The sequence below is a fragment of the Curtobacterium sp. MCBD17_040 genome (assembly GCF_003234805.2).
GTDB lineage: Bacteria > Actinomycetota > Actinomycetes > Actinomycetales > Microbacteriaceae > Curtobacterium.
Map to the genome: position 1 here is coordinate 2,560,438 of NZ_CP126273.1, position 26,196 is coordinate 2,586,633.

Here is a 26,196-nt window from a genome sequence, read left to right on the forward strand (position 1 = left end):
GAGGGAGAGGATCGGGCAGAATGCCCGGCGTCCGAGTCTACCGGGCGCGGACGACCCGGAGGGACCTTGGACGAGGACGTCGACACGCCCACCGCGAACACCGCTCCGCCGACGTCCCGCGGCCGGCTTGCCGCCGAGGTCGTCATCGTCCTCGCCCTGTCACTCGGGGCGAGCGCCGTGTACTCGATCGTCGAGATCGTCGACGACCTGACGAAGACCACGGCGCTGGCGTCGCAGACGACGACGCTGAACACGTCGCAGGACGACCGCTCGCTCTTCGACCTGCTCGACCAGCTCATCGGCGTCGCCGTGGACCTGGCGCCGGTCGCGCTCGTCGCGTTCCTGCTCTGGCGGAGCGCGCGACCACACCTGGCGCGGCTGGGGATCGACCGCTTCCGCCCGCGTGCGGACCTCGGGGGCGCCGCTGGCCTGGCCCTGCTCATCGGCGTCCCGGGGCTCGGCCTGTACTTCGCCGGACGGGCGCTCGGCATCACGGTCGACGTCGTGCCCACCGCGCTCGGCACGTACTGGTGGACGGTCCCGGTGCTCCTGCTGTCGGCGATCCGCTCCGGCCTGCAAGAGGAGGTGATCGTCGTCGGCTACCTGTACGAGCGCCTCGGCCGGCTCGGGTGGGGCCGCTGGACGGTGATCACGTCGACGGCGGTCCTCCGCGGCAGCTACCACCTGTACCAGGGCTTCGGCGCGTTCGTCGGCAACGCCGTGATGGGCATCGTGTTCGGCTGGGTGTACACGCGGTGGGGGCGGCTCCTGCCGCTCGTGATCACGCACTGCCTGCTCGACGCCGCGGTGTTCGTCGGCTACCCGTACGTCGCGTCGGCGTTCCCACACCTCTTCGGTGCGCACTGACCGCTCCGTCGATCGGTTCGGCGCCCACCGACCGCGCATCGGATCGGCCGAGACGCCGGCGACGGCCCCCAGATCGAGGGGGTTTCGCAGGTCAGCGGTCCAGTGAGCGCCCGAGGACGCCTAGCGTGGAGGCATGGCGATCCCCGGCGTCGGCGAGCTGGCTCCCGACTTCACCCTCCCCGGCACGCTCCTGCGCCGCGGAGAGCGGACCGACGACGCCTACTCGCTGCGCGCGCAGATCGGCCGGACCGTCGTGCTCGCCTTCTACCCCGGGGACGCGACGCCCGTGTGCACGGCGCAGATGTGCAGCTACGAACGCGAGCTCGACGAGTTCCTGGAGCTCGGGGCCATCGTCTGGGGGGTCAGTCGCCAAGGACTCGACTCGCACGAGGCGTTCGCCCGCGGGGCTTCGCTGTCGTTCCCGCTGCTCGCCGACACCGCGGGCGAGGTCGTCCGTGCGTACGGTGTCCAGGCCCCGGGCATCGGTGTCCGGCGCTCGGTGTTCGTGATCGGCCCGGACGGGGTCGTGCGGTGGCGCCACGTCGGCCTCGTCGGCATGCGGTTCCCGAAGGCCTCGACCATCCGCGAGCACGTCGAGGCGCTCGTCGCCTGAGGGCCAGGACCGGAACCGGTTCACCCCCGTTCCGGCGCCCACCGCTCCGCTGGGGCGGCACCGCCGACGCGCGGTGTTCCACTGGACACGGCGCGCCCGGGATGACGTCTTCGACCGGGGGGCTTGACACCCGAACGGGGGGTACCCGTTAATTGGTATCGGAGAGTCATCCTCCTTCAGGACTGTCTCCCCGGGGAATCGGGTCTTTCTCCGGTTCGCGGTGCGTGTCACGCCCGCTCGGCAGAATGTCCCCGGGGAGACCTCTCCCCACTCAGGGACCCGCACCGCATGCTCCACCGCAACACGCAGCACTGCAAGGAGGAATCCGCAGACCGCTGCGGCCCCCGCCGACGGGTACGGCAGGAACCGCAGCTGTCGGCTCCGTTCCCACGACGACCACGGGTAGGTCGTCCGGGAGCGTCCGGCGCAGCACCGGCGATGACGACGGGTACGTCATCGCCGGTGCAGCGGCCACTCGTGTCTGCGACCATGGGAGCGTGAGCGTGCCGCATGACGACCCCGTCCCGTTCCGGCTCGTCGCGCCCGGGATGCGCCGCTTCGCCGTCGCCCTCTGGATCGTCGCCGTCGCCCTCGTGCCCATCGGGCTCATCACCGACGGCCCCCGCGCACTGCTGCTCGTCCCCGCCCCGTCCGCGTTCACGGCGTGGTTCGCCTGGACCGCTCTCTGGCGTCCCCGCGTGCTCGCGACCGCCGACGGCGTCGTGGTCGTCGACGTCCGTCGCACGACGCGGATCGCGTGGGGCCGTGTGCTCGAGGTCCGATCACGGTTCGGCCTGGAGGTCGTCACGAGCGAGGGTGACCGCCGCACGTGGATCGCCCCGCGGCCCACCGCGCGTCTCCGCCTGACCCCCGTCGCACCGCTCGGACCGGGAGGGCCGGCGCAGGCCGCGGAGACCACCCTCACCGTCGCCGAGGCGGCGGACCGCCTCCGGGCCTTCGTCCCGTCCCCGGCGCCCCTGGAGGGCCCGCCGCCCGCCGAGGTCACGCCCGCTCGGATCGAGCACCGCGTGCACGGCTGGAGCGTGGTGGCGCTCATCGCGCTCGGCCTGCTCGGGTCGATGGCTGGCGCGCGCATCTGAACCGGGCCTCCCGGTCCGGCCCGGCGCGCACATCGGAACCGGGCCTCCCGGTCCGGCCCGGTGCGCCACCGGAACCGGACGGGGAGGCCCGACCAGGGCCTCCCGTCAGGCGTCCGCGCCGGCCGCCAGGATCGCCCGGCGCAGCTCGCGACGCTCGCGCTGGACCTCCGGGTCCGGCAGCGGGACGGCGGCGATGAGGCGCTGCGTGTACGGGTCCTGCGGGTCACGCAGGATCTGGTCACGCGTGCCGAACTCCGCGAGCTTGCCGTGGTGCATCACCGCGATCCGGTCCGCCAGCACGTCGATGACGGCGAGGTCGTGCGTGATGAAGAGGCACGCGAAGCGGAACTCGCGCTGCAGGTCCTTGAGGAGCTCGAGGACGGTCGCCTGCACGGACACGTCGAGCGCGCTCGTCGGTTCGTCGGCGATGAGGAGTGCGGGCTTCAGCGCCAGTGCCCGGGCGATGCCGATGCGCTGCTTCTGCCCACCCGACAGCTCGTGCGGGAAGCGGGTCGCGTAGGCGCGCGGCAGCCGGACGCTGTCGAGCAGGGACTCGACCTCGCGGTTGAGCGCGCCGCCCTTGATGCCCTTCGCGAGCAGCAGCGGCTCACCGATCGACTGCCCGATGGTCATCCGCGGGTTGAGCGACGACGCCGGGTCCTGGAACACGATGCCGGCGTTCTTGTGCACCTGACGGACGAGCGACCGCGTGGACTTCGACAGGTCCACGCCCGTGACGTCGAGACGGCCCGAGGTGATCGGCAGCAGCCCGATCGCCGCGCGACCGAGCGTCGTCTTGCCCGAGCCGGACTCGCCCACGAGACCGACGACCTCGCCCTCGTGCACCGTGAGGTCGACGTGGTCCACCGCACGGAACGCCTTGACGCGCCCGCGGCCCGGGTACTCGATCACGACGTCGTCGAACGCGAGGACCGGCTTGCCGACCTCGGGCACGTCGTGGTGCACGGGGTGCACGACGGCGACCGGCTCGTCCGACTCGACGACGTGTTCGAGCGTCTCGGTCACGTCGATGGCCTCGCCACCGGCCTGCCCGAGCCGCGGCACGGCGTCGAGCAGCGTCCGGGTGTACTCGTGGCGGGGGTCCGCGAAGACCGTGGCGACCGTGCCGGTCTCGACGGCCTCCCCCTGACGCATGACGACGATGCGGTCCGCCAGGTCGGCGACGACGCCCATGTCGTGCGTGATGAGCAGGACCGCGCTGCCGAGCTTGCCCGCGAGGTCACGGATCAGGTCGAGGATCTCGGCCTGCACCGTCACGTCGAGCGCGGTCGTGGGCTCGTCGGCGATGAGGAGCTTCGGATCGCACGAGATCGACTGCGCGATCATCGCCCGCTGACGCTGACCGCCGGAGAGCTGGTGCGGGTACGAGTCGAACGCCTTCTGCGGGTCGGGCATCTCGACCATGGCGAGGAGCTCGATCGCGCGGTCGCGTGCCTCGTTCGGCGAGATCCCGTAGTGGATCCGCAGCGTCTCGACGATCTGCGAGCCCACCGTGAACACGGGGTTCAGAGCGGTCATCGGCTCCTGGAAGATCACCGCGATCTCCTTGCCCCGGTAGTCCCGCATCTGCGCCGGACGGAGCCCGAGCAGTTCGGTGCCCTGGAAGCGGACCGAGCCGTTGACGCGGGCGTTCCTGGGCAGCAGCCCCAGGATGGACATGGAGCTGACCGACTTGCCCGAACCGGACTCGCCGACGAGCGCCAGGACCTCCCCGGAGCGGATCTCGTAGCTGAGGTGCTTGACCGTGGGGGTCCAGTAGTCGTCGACGGCGAAGTCGACGTCGAGGTCGGTGACCTCGACGATCGGCGCACCGACCGTGGTCCGGGTGGCAGTCGCGGAGGCGGGCGTGCTCGTGCTCATCGACGTCCGGTCCTTTCCCGGCCGCACGAGGCGACCGCGTGGTTGGTGTTGACGATGTGCGGAGCGCTGTGGCGACCTGCGACGATGGCCGCATGGTCTCCCCCGCGCCGGATCCGCGCACCGTGTTCGTCTCGAGATTCAACCGCGTGCTGGCGATCGCCCTCTGGGTCATCGTGGCGGCGCTGCTCGCCGCTGGCGTGGCGAACGGCCACGACTGGCACCGCTGGCTCGGCCTCGTGCCCGCGGCGTTCGGCGGACTGCTCGGCTGGACCGCGCTCTGGCACCCGCGCCTGGTCGTCGACGACGACGGCGTCGAGGTGGTCAACGTGTTCCACACCGCCGACGTCCCGTGGGCGGCGCTCGTGCACGTCGACACCCGCTTCGCGCTGACGCTCGTCACGCCGCACCGCAAGGTCGCCGCCTGGGCGGCCCCCGCGCCCGGCCGAGCGGGCGTCGCCCTCGCGCGGCGCCGCAACCAGCGCCACGGCCGAGTCGGACTGACCCCGACCACCGCGCCCGGCGAACGCAGCGCCGGTGACCTGCTGTCGACGGAGTCCGGCGACGCGGCGTACCTGGTGCGTGAGCACTGGGACGGCCTGCGCGAGTCCGGTCGGATCGAACTTGGCGTCGCCGACACGGTCGCCGTCCCCGTGCGCCTGCACGTCGTGACGATCGCCCTGCTCGTGGCGACGGGCGTCGGCGGCTGGTTCGCGATCGCCGCGCAGTGACGCCCGCGCGGCTCCGCGACCGCTGACGGTCAGGACCAGGGCGGTCACGCGCTGATCATCTCCGACTCGGAGGAGTTGTGGAGCTCGCGCTCCTTGGTGCGACGGATGCTGAACCGCTTCGAGCGCGGGTCGAACGCGTCGCGCAGGCCGTCACCGACGAAGTTCACGCACAGGGCGAGCAGCACGATGAACGAGGCCGGCCACCAGAACAGGTACGGCCGCGTCTGGAACGCCGACTGGTTCTGGCTGATGAGGAGACCGAGCGACGAGTCGGGCGCCTTGATGCCGTAGCCGAGGTAGCTCAGGGCGGTCTCGAGCAGGATCGCGGTGGCGATGAGCAGGGTCGCGGAGACGATGATCACGCCGATCGCGTTCGGCAGGATGTGCCGGAAGATGATCCGGATGTCGGACGCGCCGGCGACGCGGGCCGCCTCGACGAACTCACGCTCGCGGAGCGACAGGAACTCGGCGCGCACGAGTCGGGCGATGACCATCCACGACACGAGTCCGAGCAGCAGCGCGAGACCCCACGCCCCGAGGCCGTTCGCCGTCTTGCCGACGACGGCGCCGATGACGATCGCCGGGATCACGATGAAGATGTCGGTGATGCGCATGAGGATCGCGTCGGTCTTGCCGCGGAAGTACCCCGCGACCGCGCCGACGACCACGCCGATGAAGGTCGCGAAGACGCCGATCACGACCATGACGAGCACCGAGTTCTGGATGCCCCGCATGGTGAGCGCGAAGTAGTCCTTGCCGATGCGGTCCTGGCCGAACGGGTGGTCGCTGCTCGGGGCGCCGCCGCCGACGAGCGGGTTGAGCGCCTTGTACGAGTAGTGCCACCACCCCGGGATGGGACCGAGTCCGATCGCCGAGATGCTGAACAGGATCACGAGCACGTAGACGACCAGCGAGATCACCGCGAGCTTGTTCCCGAGGAACCGACGCAGGATGATGCGGCCCTGGCTCTCGCCGGGCTCGTGTTCCTGACCGGAGGCCGCGTCGTCGAAGCCGTCGCTGATGTTCGGCTCGAGCGGGGCGCCGCCCTGCAGGGTGCTCATCGCATGTCCTCCGTGTTGGTCGTTGCCGTGCTCATCGGACGCGCACCCGCGGGTCGAGCACCGAGTAGGCGAGGTCGGCGAGGAAGTTGAAGACGATCGCGGTGATGGCGATCACGAGGAAGTACCCCATCACCGGATTGACGTCCGTGATCGACAGCCCGCTGTTGAACAGGGCGCCCATGCCGGAGATCGCGAACACGGTCTCGGTGATGATCGCGCCACCGAGCAGGGCGCCGATGTCCGTCGCGACGAGCGTCGCGATCGGGATGAGCATGTTCCGCAGCGCATGCCGGACGATGACGGTCCGCTCCGGGAGGCCCTTCGCACGGGCCGTCCGCACGTAGTCCTGCTCGAGGACCTCGAGCATGCCGGACCGCGAGTAGCGCGTGTACGACGCGAAGCTGATGAGCAGGAGGCTGATCGACGGCAGCAGCAGGTGCGTGTAGGTGTCGAGACCCGTGATCCAGAAGTCGGCCTGGAGGCCCGGGGTGCCCGATCCGACGGTCGCGATCGGTCGGCCGCCCACGAAGTTGATCGAGTAGTTGTGCCACGAGCGCATGAAGCGGTCGAGCACGATCACCCCGGCCGTCAGGAACGCGGTCAGCGCACCGATGCGCATCATCAGGCCGCGGTCGTGCCCACCGACGAAGTACCCGGAAGCGAGACCGACGACCACCGCCGCGACCGCGAGGATGAAGATCGTGCCGCCGGACGAGACGTTGAGCAGGCCCTGCAGCGTGAAGTAGCAGATGATCGCGATGAGGACGTTGATGCCGCCGACGAGCCAGGCACGGTTGTTCCTGGTGCCGGCGAGCATCGTCACCATCGCGAGTCCGAGACCCGCGCTGAACAGGATCACGAACGCCGGACCCAGCGACGGGTCGTTGAACCAGCCGGTGGCCTCCATGAGCAGGAGCATGCCCGCGGTCACCACGGCCGTCAGGCCGAAGACGATGGCGCGGCGGCGGGCGTCGCCTCCGACGACGAGTTGCACGATCGCCCCGAGCACGACGGCGATGACGATGAGCGTCGTGACGGCGATGTGCGGCTTCGCGAGGAAGTTGTTGTAGTCGAGCGCGACGAACGACTTGAGCAGGACCGCCATGAGGAACGACGGCAGGGAGTACAGGAAGAAGCTGACGAGCGTGACGCCGTAGTCGAAGCCCGAGTAAGCGCGGAGCGCGGTGACGATCCCGAGCCCGATGCCGAAGATGATCGCGAGCACGAACGAGAAGGTGACGAGCTGGAGCGTCGACTGCATCGCCTGGGGCAGGAGCTGGGTCACCGGCTGGTTGTGGAACGTCGTGCCGAGGTCGCACTGTCCGATGACGCACTTGCCCACGCCACCGATCCAGATCCCCCAGCGGAGCGGCGGGATGACGTCGAGGTGCTGCGTCGCGACGCGCGCGGCGATGAGCGCTGCGCGGTTCGGGGAGTTGCTCCCCTGGAGGTCCTGCAGGGGGTTCCCCGCGATCGCCGCCAGGTTGTACATGATGAACGAGGCGGCGATGAGGATGAGGACCGAGACGAGGATCCGTCTCGCGATGAAGCTCACCATGGGCGAAGGGGCCTCTCCGGTGTGGGAAGGGTGCAACGGTCGATCACGTTCGTGACGCGCCGACCAAGGGTAACGGGTGCCGCTGAGCCCGACGAGCCCGGTTGGGGCGCCGGACGGGGCGGTGCTGCAGGGTCGCTCAGGCGGGGGGCCGCCGGAGTGACCGACGGGGCGGGGCGGGGATCGCAGGGCGTCCCCGCCCGCCCACACGGGAGGGCGCCGGACTCGTCGAGCCCGGCGCCCCCGCCGCGGTGGTGCTCAGGATGCGGTGGTCCTGGGGATCAGCCCTTGGTCCAGTCCCACACGTTCCAGAAGATCCCGTTCTGGCCGCCGAAGTACTTCACGCCGTGGAGCGTGGAGTTCGTGGCGAAGATGCCGGGGAGCTGGAACAGCGGCAGACCGTAGGCGTCGTTGAACGAGATCTTGTCGATGTCGACCTTCATGGACTGCAGCTTCGACGCGTCGAGGGTCGTCTGCGTGTCGACCGCGAGCTTCGAGGCCTTCTCGTCCGCGAACCGGTTGTAGTTGCCGGAGTTGCCGGTCTGGAACAGCTGCGGGACCGCCGCGTTGCCCGCACCCGGGTTCACCCAACCGAACAGCGAGGCGTCGTAGTTGCCGCCGGTGAGGAGCGAGCTCCAGTCGGGCGAGCCACCGTCGACCACCTTGAAGCCGGCCTTCGCCGCCGAGGCCTGGATGGCCTGGAACGTGTCGACACGGTTCGGGTTCTCGGTGTTGTAGAGGATCTTGACCGTCGGCGTCGCGCCGTTGAGGAGCTTCTTGGCGCCGGCGATGTCGACCTTGTTGTACTCGTCGGAGTTGTTGTCCTTGACCGCCTCGTCGTAGCCCTTCTGACCCGGCAGGAACAGCTGCGAGTTCAGGACCTTGGCGCTCTTGTTGATCGGGGTGACGATCGAGTCGAGGATCTGCTGACGCGGGATGGTCATGAGGAACGCCTTGCGGACGTTCTCGTCCTTGAACACGCTCGAACCGAAGTTGAGGTCGAGGTGGTCGTAGGCGACCTGGCTGCCCTGCTGGATCGTGATGCCGGACGCCTGCTTCAGCGCCTTGACCGTGTCGGCCGAGGCCTGCGGCTGGATCGCGTCGACCTCGCCGTTCTGCAGGGCCGTGACCTGGGCGTTGGCGTCACCGATGAAGCGCATGACGAGCTTGTTGAACTGGACCTCGTGCTTGCCCTTGTAGTACGGGTTCTTGCTGAAGGTCATCGACTGCTTCGGCGTCCAGGCGCTGACCTGGAGCGGGCCGCCCGAGACGAGGAGCTTCTTGTCGCTCGGCAGGCTCGTCTGGTCGTAACCGGTGTTGATGAAGCTCGCGACCTTCTTGAGGGTGTCGTTCGCCGGGGCCGGGCTCGCCGTGTTGCCGGCGGGGGTGTCCTTGAGCGCCTTGACGAACGCGGACTCGGAGACACCGGCCTCCTGCGACACGACGTGCGCGGGGAACTGGATCGGGTTCACGAGGTTCCAGTCGACGTACGGCTTCTTGTACGTGATGGTGATCGACTGCTTCGTGATGTTCGTCGGGTAGTCCGTCTGGAACGGGTAGCCGGCGGCGGACGCGAAGTACTGCGTGCCCTTGGTGACGTTGCCGTCCGCGTCGGTGGTGGCCGACTCGTAGTAGCCCGACGACTGCGCCCATCCGAGGAGGAGGTCGTCCGAGGTCATCGGCTTGCCGTCCGACCACTTGGCGTTCTTGTTCAGCGTGTACCGGACCTTCAGCGGGGAGCTGCTGATCTTCTTGTACGTGCCGAGGTCGGTGTTCGGCTCGACCTTGTAATTCGTGCCGAGGGTCATGAACTGGGGCTGCGTGAGCTGCCAGATGAACCCGTTGGTGTCCAGGTTGCCCTGCGGGGTGTTGTAGTTGAACGAGGTCGCCTCGTTCACCTCAGCGACCGTCACGGTGCCGCCCGAGCTCGACGTCTCGCTGTCGCTCGACGTCGAGGTGGTGCAACCGGCAAGCACGACGGCAGCCGAGCCCGCGATCGCGACGGATCCGATGACCTGTCGCCACCGCCTCTTGGTGATGTTCACTCTGTGATCCTCCTGGATGGAATGTGATCGAACCGCTGGCGGCAGGGCGCACCGGCGCGTTCGCAAAGAACCATAGGTGGGCCTCGCGAGCACCTCAAAATCCAGCGGGAACTTGTTACACACCGGAAATGACGGCGCAGGATCCATGCACCGGCCGCCGTTTCGTTGCTTCTGGTTCACTGATTCGCAATGATTCTGCTTGCGCTCACGCGTCCGCGCGGCACGTCGCGGGACCGATCCGCACGAACCGCACCGCACGCCGTCCGTCTCCTGCCGTCCGGGAGGACCGGGGTACGCCCCCACTCCCCCTCCCGCCGACCGGTGATTAGCGTTGCACCATGCACCCCTCCGACATCGCCCACCTCGTCATGCCGTCCCGCGCCGCCGCCGTCGCCGACCCCCGCTCCGGGGCCCCGCTGCTCGTGGGCCTCACCCGTCCCGACCTCGACGCGGACGAGAACGTCGGCCACGTCGTGCGTCTCGCGGCCGCCGACGGGCGGTGGACCACGACCGACTGGACCCACGGCCCGCACGACGGCGCCCCGTCCATCTCGCCCGACGGCAGGTGGGTCACGTTCCTCCGTCGCGTCGGCGGCACCGGCCCGGACGCCCACCCGCAACTCGTCGTGATGCCCACGGCCGGCGGGGAGGGCCGGGTGGTCACGGCCCTGCCGCTCGGCGCCGAGGCCCCGGTGTGGTCCCCCGACTCCACACGGATCGCCACGACGGCCCGGATCCCCGAACCCGGCCGTTACGGCACCCCGACCGCGAACGGCACCGCCGCGGACGCCTCGGCCGAGCCACCGCGGCACATCACCCGACTCGACTACCGCCAGGACGGCGTCGGGTTCCTCCGCGACCGTCTGCGGCGTCTCGTGGTCGTCGACGTGGCCGCCGCCCTCACGGGAGACCCCGTCGAGACCGCGATCACCGATGACACCACCGCGGTGAGCGACCCCACGTGGACGCCGGACGGCACCGCGCTCGTGGTGAGCGCCCCGCGTGACGCCGGCGCCGCCGAGACGACCGAGAGCGACCTCTACCGGGTCGACGCGGTCTCGGGCGCGATCACGCTGCTCGTCGAGTCCGACGGCACCGCGGCCGCACCGCAGTTCGGACCCGACGGCACCCTCTTCTTCCTCGGGACCGACCGGACGCAGGGGATCGTCGCGGTCCCGACCGGGCTGTACGCGGCGCGCACCAGCGGCGACCCCGTCCGTGCCCGCCGCCTGACGGACCACCGCACCGTCGACCTCGAGGTGGGGCCGGGCCTCCTCGTCCCGCGCAGCGGTGACGTGCTCGTCGGGGTGCTGCACCGCGGGGCGGTCGAGCTCCGTGCCGTCCCGTGGACCACGGACGCCACCGCGAGCACCGCGGACGACGACGCGAGCACCGGCGCGGAGCCGCTGCCCCTCGACGCCCTCCCCGTGCTGCACGGCGGCGACGTCGTGGTGCGGGCGATCACCGCGATCGGCGAGGACGTCGTCATCGCCACGGTCGGCCTGCCGGACAGCGCCGGGGAGGTCGTGCTCATCGACACCGCGGCCGGCTCCGTCGAGACCCTGAGCGATCTCGGCGCCGGCCTCCGCGCTGTGGGACTGCGGCCCGTCGAGGAACTCGTCGGCACCGCTCCCGACGGACACGAGGTGCACGGCTGGCTCGTCCTGCCCGAGGGCGAGGGCCCCCACCCCGTGCTCCGCGTCGTGCACGGCGGCCCGTTCGCGCAGCAGGACCGGGCGGTGTTCGACGAGGCGCAGGTCTACGCCGCAGCCGGGTACGCGGTCGTCCTCGGCAACCCACGCGGGTCGGCCGGGTACGGCTTCGACCACGGCCAGGCGATCATCGGGCGCCTCGGCACCGTCGACGTCGACGACGTCCTGGCGCTGCTCGACGTGGCGCTCGAGCGGGACGACCTCGACGCCTCGCGGGTCGGGATCATGGGCGGCTCGTACGGCGGGTTCATGACGAGCTGGATCGCCGCCCGCGAGCCCGAGCGGTTCACGGCTGCCTGGAGCGAGCGGGCCGTCAACGCCTGGGACTCGTTCGCCGGCAGCTCGGACATCGGATGGTTCTTCGCCGAGGCGTACGTCGGCGCGGACCCGGAGGACCAGCGCCGCCAGAGCCCCCTGACCTACGCGGAGGACGTGATGATGCCGTTCATGGTCGCGCACTCCGAGCAGGACTGGCGGTGCCCGCTCGAGCAGGGGCAGCGCCAGTTCGTCGCCCTGCGCCGGGCAGGGGTGGAGGCCGAGTTCCTGCTGTTCCCGGGCGAGGGCCACGAGCTGTCCCGGTCCGGGCGCCCGAGCCACCGGGTGCAGCGGTTCGACCACGTCCTCCGTTGGTGGAACACGCACCTGCCGGTCGTCTGACGGCCGTCCCCGTCCGGCGAGAGTGCAGAACACGCCGCTCACCTCGCGAGGTGAGCGGCGTGTTCTGCACTCCCGGCGCCGAGCCGGGCCAGCCCGGCCGACCGGACGGGCTGATCAGGCCTGCGCGAACGCCTCGATCGGCGGGCAGGCGCACACGAGGTTGCGGTCCCCGTACGCCTGGTCGATCCGGCGCACGGGCGGCCAGTACTTGCGACCGGCGATGCCCGGCAGCGGGTAGACGGCCTGCTCACGCGTGTAGGCGTGCGCCCACTCCCCCGCGATGACGCTCGACGCGGTGTGCGGCGCCCCGACGAGCGGGTTGTCGTCGGCCGGCCAGGTGCCCGCGGCGACCTCGTCGGCCTCGGCACGGATCGCGAGCATGGCGTCGACGAACCGGTCGAGCTCCGCCAGGTCCTCGCTCTCGGTCGGCTCGACCATGAGCGTGCCCGCGACCGGGAACGACATCGTCGGTGCGTGGAACCCGTAGTCGATCAGGCGCTTCGCGACGTCGTCCACGGTGATGCCGGTCGCCTCGCGCAACGGCCGGAGGTCGAGGATGCACTCGTGCGCGACGAGGCCGTCGTCGCCCGTGTAGAGGACGGGGAACGCGTCGCGCAGCTTCGCGGCCAGGTAGTTCGCGCCGAGCACGGCCGACTCGGTGGCGCGCGTGAGCCCCTCGACGCCCATCATGCGGACGTAGGTCCACGTGATGGGCAGGATGCTCGGGCTGCCGTACGGCGCCGCCGAGACGGGGCCGCCGCCGTGCGCGAGCCGGTCCGCGCCGCCCGCCGTGACCGAGCCGGGGCGACGGTCGGCGTCCTGCGCGAACGGATGGCCGGGGAGGAACGGGGCCAGGTGGGCCCTGGCGGCCACCGGTCCGACACCGGGTCCGCCGCCGCCGTGCGGGATGCAGAACGTCTTGTGCAGGTTGAGGTGCGAGACGTCGCCGCCGAAGTCGCCGAAGCGCGCGTGCCCGAGCAGCGCGTTGAGGTTCGCGCCGTCGACGTAGACCTGCCCACCCGCGTCGTGCACGGCGTCGCAGATCGCGCGGATCTCGTGCTCGTACACACCGTGGGTCGACGGGTAGGTGATCATGAGCGCGGCCAGGTCGTCCCGGTGCTGCTCCGTCTTGGCGCGGAGGTCGGCGAGGTCGACGTTGCCGTCCTCGTCGCACGCCACAACGACCACGCGCATGCCCGCGAGCACGGCGCTCGCGGCGTTCGTCCCGTGCGCGCTCTGCGGGATGAGGCAGACCGTGCGTGCGGTGTCCCCGTTGGCGCGGTGGTACCCGCGGATGGCCAGGAGTCCGGCGAGCTCACCCTGGCTCCCGGCGTTCGGCTGCACCGAGACGGTGTCGTACCCGGTGACCTCGGCGAGCCACGACTCCAGGTCGGCGATCATCGACAGGTACCCGGCGACGTCCTCACGCGGCGCGAACGGGTGGATCCCCGCGAACTCCGGCCAGGTGACGGCGGCCATCTCGGTCGCGGCGTTGAGCTTCATCGTGCAGCTGCCGAGCGGGATCATGCCGCGGTCGAGCGCGTAGTCCTTGTCGGCGAGGTGCTTGAGGTACCGCATCATCCGGGTCTCGCTGCGGTGCGCCTGGAACACGGGGTGCGTCAGGTACGCCGACTCGCGCCGCAGCGCGGCCGGGAGGCCCGGGGTGGCGTCACGCACGGCGGCCTCCGCCATCGGGACGGTCATGGTCGACGCGGCCGACTCGGAGGCCTCCGAGTCGGCTGCGGCGACGTCGCGGAACACGGCGGCGAGCGCTGCGACGTCCTCGGGCGTGGTCGTCTCGTCCGCCGAGAGCTGGAGGGTGTCCGCGTCGACGAGGTGCAGGAGGTACCCGCGGTCGCGCGCCGCGTCGACGATCGCGGCGGCCCGGCCGGGGGCGCGGAGCGTCAGTGTGTCGAACCAGGCGTCGACGGGCACGCCGATCTCGGCGGCACGAGCCGCGTCGGCGATCGCGGCGGTCGTGCGGGCGACCCGGTCGGCGATGAACCGCAGGCCCTCGGGGCCGTGGTAGACGGCGTACATCGAGGCCATGACGGCGAGGAGCACCTGCGCGGTGCAGATGTTGCTCGTCGCCTTCTCGCGCCGGATGTGCTGCTCGCGGGTCTGCAGGCTGAGGCGGTAGGCCATGCCACCGTCCGCGTCGAAGGACACCCCGACGAGGCGACCGGGCAGCTGCCGCTCGAGGCCCGCGCGGACGGCGAGGTAGCCGGCGTGCGGTCCACCGAAGCCGAGCGGCACGCCGAAGCGCTGGGTGGTGCCGACGGCGACGTCCGCGCCGAGGTCACCGGGCGACGCGAGGAGCGTCATCGCGAGCAGGTCCGCCGCGACGACGGCGATGCCGCCCCCGTCGTGGATCCGCTCGATCACCGACGCGGGGTCGACGACCCGGCCGGACGCGCCCGGGTACTGCACGACGAGTCCGAAGGCGCCCTCGACGTCGACCTGGTCCGGTCCCCCGGCGACGTCGAACGTGCGCAGGGTGATGCCGACGGCCTCGGCCCGGTGCTCGAGCAGCGCCATGGTCTGCGGCAGGACGTCCCGGTCGACGAGGAACACGTCCCCGCGGACCTTCGAGGCCCGGCGGGCGAGCAGCATGCCCTCGACGACCGCGGTGCCCTCGTCGAGCATCGAGGCGCCCGCGGTGGCCATGCCCGTCAGGTCGGCGACCATCGTCTGGAAGTTGATGAGCGCCTCCAGCCGGCCCTGCGAGATCTCCGGCTGGTACGGCGTGTAGGCCGTGTACCAGCTCGGGTTCTCGAGCACGTTCCGCTGGATGACGGCGGGCGTGTGGGTGCCGTGGTAGCCGAGTCCGATCATCGGGCGGCGCACGGTGTTCCGTGCCGCCATCCGACGGAGCTCCGCGAGCGCCTCGGTCTCGCCGACGGCACCGGGGATCACCGAGTCGACGACGGGCTCGGCGTGGATCGCGGCGGGGACGGCCGCGCGGACGAGCGCGTCGAGGGAGTCGTACCCGACGGTCTCGAGCATGAGGCGCTGGTCGGCCGCGCCCGTGCCGATGTGGCGGTCGGCGAAGGTGGTCTGCAGGTTCTGGTCGGCCTGCGGGGTCCGGTCGTGCTGGGTCATGTCCTCGTCCATCCGATCAGCCCGCGAAGGCGGCGTACGCCTCGTGGTCCATGAGGTCCTCGGGGAAGCTGGTGCCGTCGACCTGGATCTTGACGAGCCAGGCCCCACCGAAGGGGTCCTGGTTGACGAGGTCCGGGGTGTCCACGACGGCGTCGTTGCGCTCGACGACGGTGCCCTCGATCGGCGAGAACAGCTCACCGACGCTCTTCGTCGACTCGATCTCGCCGAGGGTCTGTCCGGCCGTCGCGGTGGTGCCGACCTCGGGGAGCTCGACGAACACGACGTCGCCGAGCTGGTCCGCGGCGAACTGGGTGATGCCGACGGTGACGACGTCACCCTCGACGAGGAGCCACTCGTGGTCCTTGGTGTAGCGGAGCGCGGTGATGTCGGTCATGGTCAGCCTTTCTGGCCTGGGGCGGCGCTGGCGGGGCGGCGGTAGAAGGGGAGTTCGGAGACGGTCGCCGGGACGGCGGTGCCGCGCACGTCGACACGCAGGACGGTGCCCGGGGTGGCGACCGCAGGGTCGACGTACGCCATGGCGACGGGGTGCCCGAGCGTCGGTGACAGGGCGCCCGAGGTGACCGTGCCGACGGTCTGGCCGCCGTCGAGCACCGGGTAACCGGCACGGGCGGCACGGCGACCCTCCATGACGAGCCCGACGAGGAGCGGGGCGTCGGTGGCGGGCGTGACCCCGGCCCTCCCGACGAATTCCGTGTCCATCGCGACGACGCGACCGAGTCCGGCCTGCGCGGGACGCACGGTGGTGTCGAGTTCGTGGCCGTACAGCGGCATCCCGGCCTCGAGCCGGAGCGTGTCGCGTGCGGCGAGCCCGGCGGGCACGACGCCGCGGTCGGCACCGGCGTCGAGCAGGGCGTCCCAGAGCACGGGCGCCAGGTCGGTGGGGCAGTAGATCTCGAAGCCGTCCTCGCCCGTGTAGCCGGTGCGGGCGATGAGGACGTCCTGCAGGTCGAACGAGGCGTGCAGGACGCGGTAGTAGCGGAGCTCGTCGAGCGGCGTCTCGGGCTGCAGACGATCGGCGACGACGAGCGCGTCCAGCGTGCCCGCGGCGGCCGGGCCCTGGATCGCGACGAGGGCCGTCGTGTCGCTGTCGTCCGTGACCTCGACGTCGTGGCCCACCGCGCGGTCGCGCAGCGCGGCGACGGCGACGTCGCGGTTGGCGGCGTTCGCGACGACGAGGAACGCGTCGTCCTCGGTGCGGTACACGACGACGTCGTCGAGCACGCCGCCGTCGTCGGTCAGGAGCAGCGAGTACTTCGCCCGACCGACGGGCATCGTGGCGTGCTTGCCCGCGAGCGCGGCGTCGAGGTACGCGCCGGCGTCGGGCCCCTGGACACCGATCTCCGCCATGTGCGAGAGGTCGAACAGCCCCGCCGCGCTGCGCACGGCGTGGTGCTCGGCGAGGTCGGAGCTGTACCGGACGGGCATCTGCCAGCCCGCGAAGTCCGTGAACGTGGCGCCGGCGGCGGCATGGGCCTCGTGGAGTGGGGATCGGCGGTGCACCGATGGTCCGGCACTGCCCGACGGGGTCGGATCGGTCATGGGGTGGAGTTCTCCTGCGTCGACGCGTCCCGGCGGGGACGCCGGTCGGAACTCCCCCTCTGTCATGTGCCTGAGAGTTTCGCCGACCGGTCGGAGGCGGTCGGCTTTCACCGTGGGCGAGGGCACGCCGTGACGGCGCCCTGCTTTTCAGAGTGGCCTGACCCCTGCGGTCGTACGACCTGAGAGATTGACGGGGAGGTTGCTCCTTCGGTGTCCGGTCTCGCGGTCGCCAGCTCGGCGCGCTCGTGATCGGACTCTCCCGCAGGGTGTGGGCGGCCCGGTGTGCTGTTGTGGCCCCGATGGTACCAACGCCGTGTTACGGCCTCGTGACGAGGCCGGCCGGTCGTTCGACATCTCGTAGGATCACCGCGTGGCCGGACAGCGATCGCGCCCGCGTGGGCAGCTCGAGCAGGCGGTGCTCGACGTGCTCTGGTCCGCGGGCCCCGACGGGCTCACCGCGCGTGAGGTCCTCGACCGCTGCGACGAACCACGACCCGCGCTGACCACCGTGCTGACGGTGCTCGAGCGCCTCGGGCGGAAGGGCGGGGTGCTCCGCGACGAACAGGCCGACGCCCCCCTGCGGTTCCGCGCGAGCCGCTCCCGCGCCGATCACGCCGCGTCCCTCATGGAGTCCGCGCTCGCCGCGTCGAGCGACCGCGAGGCCGCGCTGCTCCGCTTCACCGGCTCCCTGGCGTCGGACGACCTCGAGGCCCTGCGTCGCGCGATCGACGCGCGCGCCCGGTCCTGACGGGAACGACCGTGATCGTCTGGGGCGTCGCCCTCGTCGTGACCGCGGTCGTCGTGGCCGCCGCCGCACCCCGGCTGCTCACCCGGTGGGCGTGGACGATCGACCGCCCTCGGACCGCGCTCGTCAGCTGGTGCGCCGCGGTCCTCATCGGGGTCGGCGGCTCCGTGTCGGGCGTCACGCTCGTCGCGCTCGGGAGTCGACACGGGGCGGACCCGTTCCGGCTGGCGGCCTCGCCGACCCACGGCGCGCACCTCGTGGTCGCCGTCGCCGCGGTGCTCGCGTTCGTGGTCGCCGTCCGCGTCCCTCCCGGGCCGGAGCACGCGGCCGTCCGCGCGGCCCTGCGAACCGGGGCGGCGGAACGTCGTCGGGTCGCCGGGACCGAGATCGCGGTGGTCGCGGGCGAGCGGGCCCTGGCGTGCGCCGTGCCCGGACGCGACCGCACCGTGCTCGTCAGCACCGGACTGGCAGCGCGCCTCCGTCCCGACGAACTCGATGCCGTCGTCGCACACGAGGCGGCGCACCTGACGGGGCACCACGCGGCCGTGGTCGGCGTCGCGGAGTCGATCGAGCGGGCGGTGCCGTGGGTGCCCGGCGCGCGCGCCATGGCGAGTGCGACCCGGGTCCTGGTCGAGTTCGCCGCCGACGACACCGCCGCCAGACGCGTCGGTGCCGAGGTGGTGGCCCGAGCGATCGAGCGCAGTGACGTCGGTGGTGCGGCGCCCCTGACCGGCGTCCGGGTCGCTCGACTCCGGAGACCGGCCACACCGGGTCAGCGCCGGTGGCGGGCAGCTCCGGTGACGTCGCGGAAGAAGTCGGCGTAGAGCACGGGCTCGAGGTCCCCGTCGACCGGGTACCCCCAACGGCGCTCGCGGCGCTGCTGTCGGAACGTCTTGATGCGAGCCGGGGGGACGCCCGGCTCGGACTCGTACAGACTCATCTGATCCCCTGGTGCCTGATCGCTTGGGTGTCGGTGGTCGGTCGTCGCCCGTCGAGGACGACGTCGGCGCTCGCTGCGCTCGGTGTGCACGCGGTGCGCTTCTGGTCCTTCGACAGTACGTGCAGCGTTCTCGGCGAGTCAGGGGTTGACCTGGCCCCCGGACAGGGGTAGTACCAGGGCGCCGTGTCCGGCCCGCGCGGTAGGATCGAGTACCACCACCATGAGGGGGACCGTGAAGGCACTCACCGAGTCCGACATCCGATCGTCGTTCGTCAACGCGACCCCGGAGGAGCTCGACCACCTGCCGATCCCGGGTCTGCACGAGATGCTCTGGGACGAGCGCGAGTACCTCGGTTGGCGCGACCCGCAGGCCGCCCGTCGCGGCTACATGGTCCACTGGATGGACGGCCGCCCCACCGGGATCGTCGTCCGCGCGGCCGGCGGTTCGCTCCGGCCGGGCATCGCGGCGATGTGCTCCTTCTGCCACTCACCCCAGCCGGCCACGCAGGTCCGGTTGTTCTCGGCTGCGCGTGCCGGCGAGTCCGGCCGGAACGGCAACACCATCGGGTCCTACATCTGCGAGGACCTGGCGTGCTCGCTCCTCATCCGCGTGGCGCCCCCGCACCTCAACCCGCCCGAGACGATCGCAGCCCGGTCCGCGGCCCTGCTCCAGCGCGTGCAGAACTTCACCGCGGACGTCATGAAGACCGCGTGACCACGGGTGCTCCCGACCGGTTCGCCGCAGCGCGCTGGGTCACCGTCGAACGCCACGACGCCGGGCGGTGGTCCGTCACGGTCCTCGATGAGGCCGACGACGAGATCGCCTCGTTCGGCATGGGGGTCGAGGGCGAGTGGGAACCCGACGTCGTGGACCACGTGGCGTTCGCGCTGACCCGGCTCGGATTGCGGACCGTCGGCGCCCGCCCCTGGCGTGAGGACGAGCTGGGCCTGGCCCGCGCAGCCGTCCTGCCCGCCTGACACCGCGCCCCGGTCGCGTTCAGCGCGCCCCGTTACGGTTCGGGAGGCACGGGTGCGGCCCGCACCGCGCCTCCAGACCGGAAGGACCACCGCAGCATGTCCGTCGTCAAGATCAACGCCATCCACGTCCCCGCCGGTGCCGGCGCCGAGCTCGAGCAGCGGTTCGCTGCCCGCAGACACGCGGTCGACGGGGCTCCCGGCTTCGAGGGCTTCCAGCTCCTCCGCCCGGTGAAGGGCGACGACCGGTACTTCGTCGTCACGACGTGGGCGGACGAGGCGTCGTTCCAGGCGTGGGCCGCCGACGGCGCGAAGGCGGCGCACGCCGGTGGGTCCGAGGGTGCGCACGGTCGGCATGCGGCGGCGGGCGGCGAGCACGGCGCTCCTGCCGGACACGGTGCTCCTGCCGGGCACGGGGCCGCCGCCGGACACGGCGACGCGCAGGACGGCGCCCGACGCCCCGTCGCGACCGGCGCGGATCTGCTCGAGTTCGAGGTCGTCGAGCTCTGAGACCCGCTACGCCGTGACGGACCGCACGCGGTCGAGCACCACCTCGGCCACGAGCGCGGCCGCGTTCTCGGGCAGCCAGTGGTCCTCGTCGACGGCCACGAACCGGTAGGGCGCCGCGACGTACCGCTCGGTCGCCTCGGCCGCGACCCGACCGAGTGCCGCGTCCCGGGAGCCCCACAGGTACGACGTCGGGACACGGACCAGCGGGTCGACGCGCGGCGTGCCGGCCGGAGTGGGCAGCGCCAGTGCCCGGTACCAGTCGATCGCCGCGCGCAGTGCTCCCGGCTCGCGCATCCGACGGTCGTACCGCTCGGCGGTGGCGCGTGCGAGGCCCATGCTCTCGAGCACCGGGACGAGACGCCCCCGGAGCAGCCGTTCGGGGAGCCAGGGCACCTGGAACGCCGCGATGTACCACGACCGCAGGGCCTGGTCGGAGCGGACCGCCGCGAGCGCCATCGCCCGCGGGTGCGGGGTCGCCAGGACCGTGAGCGACGCGAGCCGGTCGGGAGCCCGCTGCGCGAGCCGCCAGGCGACCAGCCCGCCCCAGTCGTGGCCGACGAGGTGGACCCGCTCTGCGCCGAGTCGGTCGGCGAGCGCCAGGACGTCGTCGACGAGCCAGTCGCGCCGGTACGCGCGGCGTCCCTCCGGTCGCGCCCCGACCGCGTACCCGCGTTGGTCCGGCGCGACGACGCGGAGGCCCTCGGCCGTCAGGAGCGGCGTGACCGCCCGCCAGGTGCTCCGGTCGGCGGGGAACCCGTGGAGGAGGACCGCGACCGGACCGTCTTCTGGGCCGCTGTCGTCGACGTCGAGGACGAGGCCGCCGCGGCGGAGCTGGTCGATGCGGGTCATGCCGCCACGGTAGGCCGCCCACGAGTGGCGGTCCGGCCCAACGGGGTACGTGCGAACCGGGAGCGACGGCGCAGCGGCCCATCGGGCGGCCTGCTGTGGGAGCGGGAGGAAGATCCGACGCCCTCGACCTGCCGGGAGGACCGGATCGGGAGGGGTGGGGGCTCGACACCCGAAGCCGAGCCCACCACCGGCGGCACCCGAATCGCCGCTCGTAACCACGGGCCCCGAAGCCCGGATTGGTTGCGAGCATATTGGGACCGCCGTGTCCGCCGCAGCTCCCGCACGTCCCCAGACCAGAGGTAGAACGAGTGTTCTGTACCCCGCCGGAGGGTGCCGTAGGTCGGAACACGCGCCGTTCATCCGCCGAGCGGCGGCGGATGCGTCCCCCAGCCGCACGGTACGGATTCTGGACCGACGCAGGTCGCACACGTCACCCCGGCACGCAGGACCACGGCAACGACAGCGGCGGTCGCCCGGTCTCCTGACCGAAGCGACCCTCGCTGGCGGGCCGTGCGCGCACTCGTCGCCGTCTTCGCTGAGGAACCCCGCCACCGGCGCCGCCCCCTTCCAGTCCTGCCCCGATGGTGCTAGAGTTCGGAGCTGGCGTTCTGCCGCGGACCCATCTCATCCGCCCCGCCGCCTGCTCCGTACCGGCTCCATCGAGTCGCATTCCACCGGGGCCCCGTCCCGCCGATCATGGCCGGACAACCCACGCCGACCTCCGGCGTGTGCGATCCGAGTGCCCGCCCGGCCAGCGCCCTGTACAAGGGATCGAGGCCAGCGCACCGCGCTCGTCGCCAACGAACCATCGGAAAAGACAGCACCATGACCAGCACCATCGACTTCATCCAGATCAGCGGGACCGTGCTCGACGCGCCCGTCCTGACCACCGACGACCTCGTCGAGTTCGTCGTCGCCGACGACGTCTCCCGTCGCGAGTTCCTCGTCCGCCTCCCCCGCACCGAGCTCGGCGCGCACGTCGTCGCCGGCGCCCACGTGCAGGCCGCCGGCGCCGCCGGCTGGGTCGTCCCAGGCCGTCCCTGGCGGCACGAGCCGAGCCGCACGATCCTGCAGGCGCACGACGTGCAGCTCGCGGCGCTCGCCTTCGCAGCCTGACGGCATCGTGGGGCCCGACGGTACCGTTCCGCCCCACGGCGCGGTGCCGACGGTACCGTTCCGCCCGACGGTACCGTTCCGCCCCACGGCGCGGTGCCGACGGTACCGTGACACGCGCCCGGCCCTGAGCGGACTCAGTCGGCGCGGAGCACGCGTGCAGCGACGTCGGGTGGACAACGATCCTCGACGCGGTACATCCCCCGGGCGTGCGCGACCGGCACCCACGGCAACCACCGACGGTTGAGGCCGAACCCCCGACGTGGGGCGAACGACCAGTGCTCCTGCTGCCACCCGACCCCGCGGAGGTCGAACGGGTGCTCGACCGTCGCGAACATCGAGGTCGTGCCGTGTGTGACCACGCGAGCGACGTCGAGCCAGTGGTCGTCGTGCGTCAGCGCGAACAGCCGGGCGAACACCGAGGCGTTCACGGCGAGGAACCCGTCCGTCATCGACACCCCGGACGCGATGAGCTGGTGTCCGATGGTCGAGACCCCGTGCTTCCAGTGGAGCAGCCCTGGATCGGCGTCCTCCGGCATGGGCACGTCCCAGACGTAGATCCACGTCTCGGCGACCGAGGCCGCGGAGGCGGCCCGGTCCAGCCATTCGGCCCCGCGGGTCGCGTCGTACAGGTCGAGGAACCCCTCGGCGGCCAGGACCGCGGCTTCCTTGTCCACCACGTCGGGATTGTCGAGGGTGCCGCCGGCGTACCACCCGCGGCGTCCGTACTCCCGCCAGACGAACTCGGCGGCACGCACGGCGGCGGCGAGCGCCTCCTCCGACCCCACGGCGACGAGGAACGGCACGACGGTGGCGGTCCCGGACGGCGAGTCGTCGAGCACCTCGCCGGTGCCGGCCACCCAGGCGCGCGGGAGGGAACCGTCGAGGGCCTGGTTCCGGAGCAACCAGCTCGCTGCCCTCGTGACCCAGGCGGCCCAGGACGGGTGTTCCTCGCCGTGACGGCGTTCGAGCGCCAGGGCGTCGAGCACCGCGAGCGCTCCCTCGGCCACGGCGCGGGCGTACACCGCCAGCTGGTCCCGGAACGTGCGGTACGTGGTCGTCGCACCCGTCACGGTGTCGAACCCCTCGCCAGCGGGCGGGTCCAGTGCGAGCGTGACGAACGAGTCGATGATCGCCAGACCGCTCGCCCGGTACCGCTCGGCCACGGCGCCGTCATCGGTGCTGTCCGCCTCGCGCAGCAGGACGACGGCCGCGTCCGTGTTCGCCCCGACGAACCCCATCACCGCGGCGGTCGCCTCGTCCGTCCGCTGCGGAACGACCGCGTCCGCCTCGAGCGGGACCCCGGTCCGGCCGCCGACCGCCACGACCTGATCGGCCAGGACGGCCGCCGCGCTACGCACGACGTCCGCGATGTCCGCGCTGCGCACGGCCGGGGCGAAGCGGTCCCAGACCCAGCGCCAGGTCTGCCGGACGACGTCGGGGAAATCGGTCGAGCCTCCCGTCCGCACCGCGACGGCGTACTCCTGGGTCGCGCCGTCGTCCAGGGGGTGGAAGCGGCGCCGCCACGCGTCGAGCTGGAGGAGCGGAAGACCGCCGCTGCTGTAGGTGACGGGTCCTTCGGTGCCGGGGAACCACACGCCGAGCTCCACGCGGTCGCCGGTGCTCCGCGCGCCGATGGAGGCGAACGCGAGCCGCGGGTCGACGATCGTCTCGCGACCGTCCTCGACCATCCCGTCGGCGGCGATGGTGTCACCGCGCGGGTCGCGGTGGGCGATGGCCGCCCAGCCTCCGTCCTCGAGTCGGATGCCGAACAGCGGTGCCGCGGCACGGTCCTCCCGGACGATCGCGGTGGTGACCCCGGCCCGCCGTGCGTGCACGCCGGCGATGGCGAGCGGCGCGACCTGTGGCGCGTTGCCGTAGGCGACGCCGGGGCAGAACGGCTCGACGCGCTCCCACGGCGCGGCCGCGTCGACCTCGACGACGACCGCCGTGCCGTAGCCGCGGGCGGGCCCCTGGCCGCCGCGGACCGTGACCCGGCGGGCCATGCGGACGTCGTCGCCGTCGGTGTCCCACCGGTCCTCGACCTGGAGGACCGTCCCGCCCCCGACGTCGATGCGTGCGGTGCCGACGAGGCCGTCCGCCGTGACCGTCAGCGACTCGTAGGGCGCGCGGTGCTCGGTCTCGACGCCGGTGCCCGTGTCCGCGTCCGTGTCCGCGTCCGCGTCCGTGTCCGTGTCCGTGTCCGTGTCCGTTCCGGGCTTCCACGTGAGCACCACGACGGGCGCCGCCGCCACGAGCGCCGGACCGCCCCCACCGGGGGTCGTGATGCGAATGCCGAGCCCGCCCGGCACGTCGGTGGCCTCGACGCGCGTGGTCATCCCTTGATGCCGCTCGACGCGATGCTCGGCACGATGAACCGCTGGAACACGAGGAACATCGCCACGACGGGCAGGGTGAGCAGCACCACGCCCGCCATCTGCACCGTCGGCAGCGTGTAGTTCTGCGACTGCAGGCTGTTGAGGCCGAGCGTCAGGACGTACATGTCCTTGTCGCTCGTCATCGTCACCGGGATGAGGAAGCTGTTCCACGTCCACGTGCCGGCGAGGATCGCCTGCGTGGCGATCGCCGTGACCGACAGTGGCAGCCCGATCCGCAGGAAGATCCGGAAGCGGTTCGCGCCGTCGAGCGCCGCGGCCTCCTCGAGGTCCTTCGGGATCGTGCCGAACGACTGCCGCATGAGGAAGATGAGGAGCGGGTTGACGATGAACGGGATGATGAGCGCCGCGTAGGTGTTCAGCCAGCCGAGCTTGACGATCTGCAGGTAGAGCGGGATGAGGTACGCCTGCAGCGGCACGAGCAGGATCACGATGATGCCCGTGAACACGACGCGCTTGCCGCGGAACTGCAGACGGGCCAGCGCCCAACCCGCCAGGGTGTTCACGATGACGGCGCCGGCGACGACGCAGCCCGTGACGATCGCGGTGTTCGCGTACCAGCGTCCGATCGGGGCGTGCGTGAACACGTACGTGTAGTTCGACAGGGTCAGGTGCGACGGCGGGACGATCGAGAAGAAGTCCGCTGGCGACAGGAACGAGCAGTACAGCACGAACAGCAGCGGGGCGACCATGATCAGTCCGAACACGATGAGGAACGTGTACCGGGCGGACCGGGCGACCGTCTGCTGGGTGCGGTGCGAGCGCATCGGGCGACCGGTGCCGCTGGTCGGTGTGCTCGGGCGGGTGACCGCGGTCCGCTGCGTCGAGGTGGCGCTCATGCGTCCTGCTCCTTCGGGCCGAGGAGCCGGCTGACGACGCCGGCGAGGATCACGATGGCGAGCAGGATCACGGTCGCCGCCGAGGCGTACCCGATGTTGCTCAAGCGGAACGCCTGCTGGTAGATGAAGATCACGATCGTCGAGGTCGCACCGGCCGGGCTCCCGAGCACGGTGCCGCCGGAGATGACGTACGCCTGGTCGAAGACCTGGATCGCCTGGATGATCCCGGTCAGCACCACGAACGCGGTGAACGGACGCACGCCCGGCAGCGTCACGCTGAGGAACTGACGGAAGGCGCCCGCACCGTCCATCTCGGCGGCCTCGTACAGGTCCGCCGGGATCGTCTCCATGCCCCCGACGAAGATCACGATGTACAGCCCGACGAACATGTACACGTACACGATCACGAGGAACCACAGCGCCAGGCCGGGGCTCGCGTACCAGGTCGCGTTCGGCAGGCCGAACAGCGACAGTGCGGTGGACGCGATGCCGCCCTTGACGAACAGCTGCATGAAGATCGTCGTGATCGCGACGGTCGATGTCATGTAGGGCACGAAGTACGCGGTGCGGAGTGCGCCCTTGCCGACGGTGGCACCGCGCAGGACGGCGGCGACGACGATCGCCAGGACCGTCTGGGCCGGGACGACGCCCGCCACGAAGGTCGCCGTGATCCCGAGGGAGCGGCCGAACGCCGGGTCGGCGAACAGCTGCCCGAAGTTCTGCAGCCCGACGAAGCTGCGCTGGTCGAAGTCGAACTTGCCGACCTGCTGCACACTGAGCACGACGGACTGCGCGATCGGGTAGGCGAACCACCACAGCAGCAGGACCACCGCGGGGGCGAGCATGAGCCACGCGGCCGGGTTGTCGGTCCGGAGCCAGGCGCGGCGGCGCGACGACGTGGGCCGTCGCGCCGCCCTGATGGAGCTCTTGATGGCACTCACGCCGCTC

At 71.6% G+C, this 26,196-nt stretch carries 23 protein-coding genes and 2 riboswitches; of the genes, 11 read left to right on the forward strand and 12 right to left on the reverse strand.

Features of this window, described 5'->3' with window-relative positions; all coding sequences use genetic code 11:
* Positions 1-66: 66 nt before the first annotated feature.
* The 3 genes from DEI94_RS11975 to DEI94_RS11985 all read left to right on the forward strand — a co-directional run bounded on the left by DEI94_RS11975 (position 67) and on the right by DEI94_RS11985 (position 2,580).
* The gene (locus tag DEI94_RS11975; RefSeq protein WP_111010861.1) at positions 67-867 is read left to right on the forward strand and encodes a CPBP family intramembrane glutamic endopeptidase; all 801 of its coding nucleotides are present in this window, start codon (positions 67-69) and stop codon (positions 865-867) included.
* 133 nt (positions 868-1,000) lie between these two features.
* Positions 1,001-1,480 carry a peroxiredoxin gene (locus tag DEI94_RS11980; protein WP_111027096.1) on the forward strand — a complete coding sequence of 160 codons (480 nt, stop codon included), beginning with the start codon at positions 1,001-1,003 and terminating at the stop codon, positions 1,478-1,480.
* Positions 1,481-1,977: 497 nt separating this feature from the next.
* On the forward strand, positions 1,978-2,580 hold the full coding sequence (locus DEI94_RS11985; RefSeq protein WP_111027095.1) for a hypothetical protein: 603 nt from the start codon (positions 1,978-1,980) through the stop codon (positions 2,578-2,580).
* A gap of 105 nt (positions 2,581-2,685) precedes the next feature.
* On the opposite strand, the gene DEI94_RS11990 is transcribed toward DEI94_RS11985, so the two are convergent.
* The gene (locus tag DEI94_RS11990; protein WP_111027094.1) at positions 2,686-4,461 is read right to left on the reverse strand and encodes an ABC transporter ATP-binding protein; all 1,776 of its coding nucleotides are present in this window, start codon (positions 4,459-4,461) and stop codon (positions 2,686-2,688) included.
* A gap of 92 nt (positions 4,462-4,553) precedes the next feature.
* Between DEI94_RS11990 and DEI94_RS11995 the strand changes: the two genes are divergently transcribed.
* Positions 4,554-5,189 carry a PH domain-containing protein gene (locus DEI94_RS11995; protein ID WP_111010865.1) on the forward strand — a complete coding sequence of 212 codons (636 nt, stop codon included), beginning with the start codon at positions 4,554-4,556 and terminating at the stop codon, positions 5,187-5,189.
* 44 nt (positions 5,190-5,233) lie between these two features.
* Here DEI94_RS11995 and DEI94_RS12000 read toward each other — a convergent pair whose 3' ends face one another.
* From DEI94_RS12000 to DEI94_RS12010, 3 genes are all read right to left on the reverse strand, one after another.
* Positions 5,234-6,250, reverse strand: coding sequence for an ABC transporter permease (locus DEI94_RS12000; RefSeq protein WP_111027093.1), 1,017 nt, complete (start codon positions 6,248-6,250; stop codon positions 5,234-5,236).
* A gap of 31 nt (positions 6,251-6,281) precedes the next feature.
* Entirely contained in the window at positions 6,282-7,808 is a 1,527-nt protein-coding gene (locus DEI94_RS12005; protein WP_111027092.1) for an ABC transporter permease, read from the reverse strand.
* Positions 7,809-8,086: 278 nt separating this feature from the next.
* The gene (locus DEI94_RS12010) at positions 8,087-9,850 is read right to left on the reverse strand and encodes an ABC transporter family substrate-binding protein (RefSeq protein WP_111027091.1); all 1,764 of its coding nucleotides are present in this window, start codon (positions 9,848-9,850) and stop codon (positions 8,087-8,089) included.
* 338 nt (positions 9,851-10,188) lie between these two features.
* On the opposite strand from DEI94_RS12010, the gene DEI94_RS12015 reads away from it, so the two are divergent.
* Complete coding sequence (locus DEI94_RS12015; protein WP_111027090.1) at positions 10,189-12,219, forward strand: S9 family peptidase; 2,031 nt, start codon at positions 10,189-10,191, stop codon at positions 12,217-12,219.
* 114 nt (positions 12,220-12,333) lie between these two features.
* Here DEI94_RS12015 and gcvP read toward each other — a convergent pair whose 3' ends face one another.
* Genes gcvP through gcvT form a run of 3 tightly spaced genes read right to left on the reverse strand, consistent with a single transcriptional unit; the run spans position 12,334 to position 16,881 of the window.
* Entirely contained in the window at positions 12,334-15,321 is a 2,988-nt protein-coding gene (gene gcvP / locus DEI94_RS12020; RefSeq protein ID WP_181441835.1) for an aminomethyl-transferring glycine dehydrogenase, read from the reverse strand.
* A 16-nt stretch (positions 15,322-15,337) separates the two neighbouring features.
* Entirely contained in the window at positions 15,338-15,715 is a 378-nt protein-coding gene (gcvH, locus tag DEI94_RS12025) for a glycine cleavage system protein GcvH (RefSeq protein WP_111013656.1), read from the reverse strand.
* Positions 15,716-15,717: 2 nt separating this feature from the next.
* Positions 15,718-16,881, reverse strand: a complete 1,164-nt coding sequence (gene gcvT / locus DEI94_RS12030) for a glycine cleavage system aminomethyltransferase GcvT (RefSeq protein ID WP_111010872.1) — start codon at positions 16,879-16,881, stop codon at positions 15,718-15,720.
* Between the two features lie 49 nt (positions 16,882-16,930).
* Positions 16,931-17,038: riboswitch (glycine riboswitch) on the reverse strand.
* A riboswitch (glycine riboswitch) is annotated at positions 17,039-17,153 on the reverse strand.
* A 98-nt stretch (positions 17,154-17,251) separates the two neighbouring features.
* Here gcvT and DEI94_RS12035 point away from each other — a divergent pair.
* Both DEI94_RS12035 and DEI94_RS12040 read left to right on the forward strand, forming a co-directional pair.
* Positions 17,252-17,629 carry a BlaI/MecI/CopY family transcriptional regulator gene (locus DEI94_RS12035; protein WP_111010873.1) on the forward strand — a complete coding sequence of 126 codons (378 nt, stop codon included), beginning with the start codon at positions 17,252-17,254 and terminating at the stop codon, positions 17,627-17,629.
* 11 nt (positions 17,630-17,640) lie between these two features.
* Complete coding sequence (locus DEI94_RS12040) at positions 17,641-18,450, forward strand: M56 family metallopeptidase (protein ID WP_111027088.1); 810 nt, start codon at positions 17,641-17,643, stop codon at positions 18,448-18,450.
* Here DEI94_RS12040 and DEI94_RS12045 read toward each other — a convergent pair.
* Positions 18,399-18,566, reverse strand: a complete 168-nt coding sequence (locus DEI94_RS12045) for a hypothetical protein (protein ID WP_181434884.1) — start codon at positions 18,564-18,566, stop codon at positions 18,399-18,401. The two genes, DEI94_RS12040 and DEI94_RS12045, sit on opposite strands and share 52 nt — an antisense overlap.
* A gap of 220 nt (positions 18,567-18,786) precedes the next feature.
* Between DEI94_RS12045 and DEI94_RS12050 the strand changes: the two genes are divergently transcribed.
* From DEI94_RS12050 to DEI94_RS19825, 3 genes are all read left to right on the forward strand, one after another.
* A complete protein-coding gene (locus DEI94_RS12050; protein ID WP_111010875.1) occupies positions 18,787-19,281 on the forward strand; it encodes an FBP domain-containing protein in 495 nt (164 codons plus the stop codon).
* On the forward strand, positions 19,278-19,544 hold the full coding sequence (locus DEI94_RS12055) for a hypothetical protein (RefSeq protein WP_111013659.1): 267 nt from the start codon (positions 19,278-19,280) through the stop codon (positions 19,542-19,544). The genes DEI94_RS12050 and DEI94_RS12055 overlap by 4 nt, the downstream gene beginning before the upstream one ends.
* 96 nt (positions 19,545-19,640) lie before the next feature.
* Positions 19,641-20,051: an antibiotic biosynthesis monooxygenase family protein gene (locus DEI94_RS19825; RefSeq protein ID WP_111027087.1), complete on the forward strand. Its 411-nt coding sequence runs from the start codon at positions 19,641-19,643 to the stop codon at positions 20,049-20,051.
* 6 nt (positions 20,052-20,057) lie between these two features.
* Here DEI94_RS19825 and DEI94_RS12065 read toward each other — a convergent pair whose 3' ends face one another.
* On the reverse strand, positions 20,058-20,900 hold the full coding sequence (locus tag DEI94_RS12065) for an alpha/beta fold hydrolase (RefSeq protein WP_111027086.1): 843 nt from the start codon (positions 20,898-20,900) through the stop codon (positions 20,058-20,060).
* Between the two features lie 825 nt (positions 20,901-21,725).
* On the opposite strand from DEI94_RS12065, the gene DEI94_RS12070 reads away from it, so the two are divergent.
* Positions 21,726-22,016, forward strand: coding sequence for a hypothetical protein (locus tag DEI94_RS12070; RefSeq protein WP_111010879.1), 291 nt, complete (start codon positions 21,726-21,728; stop codon positions 22,014-22,016).
* 134 nt (positions 22,017-22,150) lie between these two features.
* Here DEI94_RS12070 and DEI94_RS12075 read toward each other — a convergent pair whose 3' ends face one another.
* From DEI94_RS12075 to DEI94_RS12085, 3 genes are read right to left on the reverse strand one after another with little or no spacing between them, the layout of a single operon-like run.
* Positions 22,151-24,352 (reverse strand): hypothetical protein, encoded by a 2,202-nt coding sequence (locus DEI94_RS12075; RefSeq protein WP_111027085.1) that lies wholly within the window; start codon positions 24,350-24,352, stop codon positions 22,151-22,153.
* Positions 24,349-25,248 carry a carbohydrate ABC transporter permease gene (locus tag DEI94_RS12080; protein WP_111010881.1) on the reverse strand — a complete coding sequence of 300 codons (900 nt, stop codon included), beginning with the start codon at positions 25,246-25,248 and terminating at the stop codon, positions 24,349-24,351. Before DEI94_RS12080 ends, DEI94_RS12075 begins: the two co-directional genes overlap by 4 nt.
* On the reverse strand, positions 25,245-26,189 hold the full coding sequence (locus DEI94_RS12085) for a carbohydrate ABC transporter permease (protein WP_111013662.1): 945 nt from the start codon (positions 26,187-26,189) through the stop codon (positions 25,245-25,247). The genes DEI94_RS12080 and DEI94_RS12085 overlap by 4 nt, the downstream gene beginning before the upstream one ends.
* Positions 26,190-26,196: the final 7 nt, after the last annotated feature.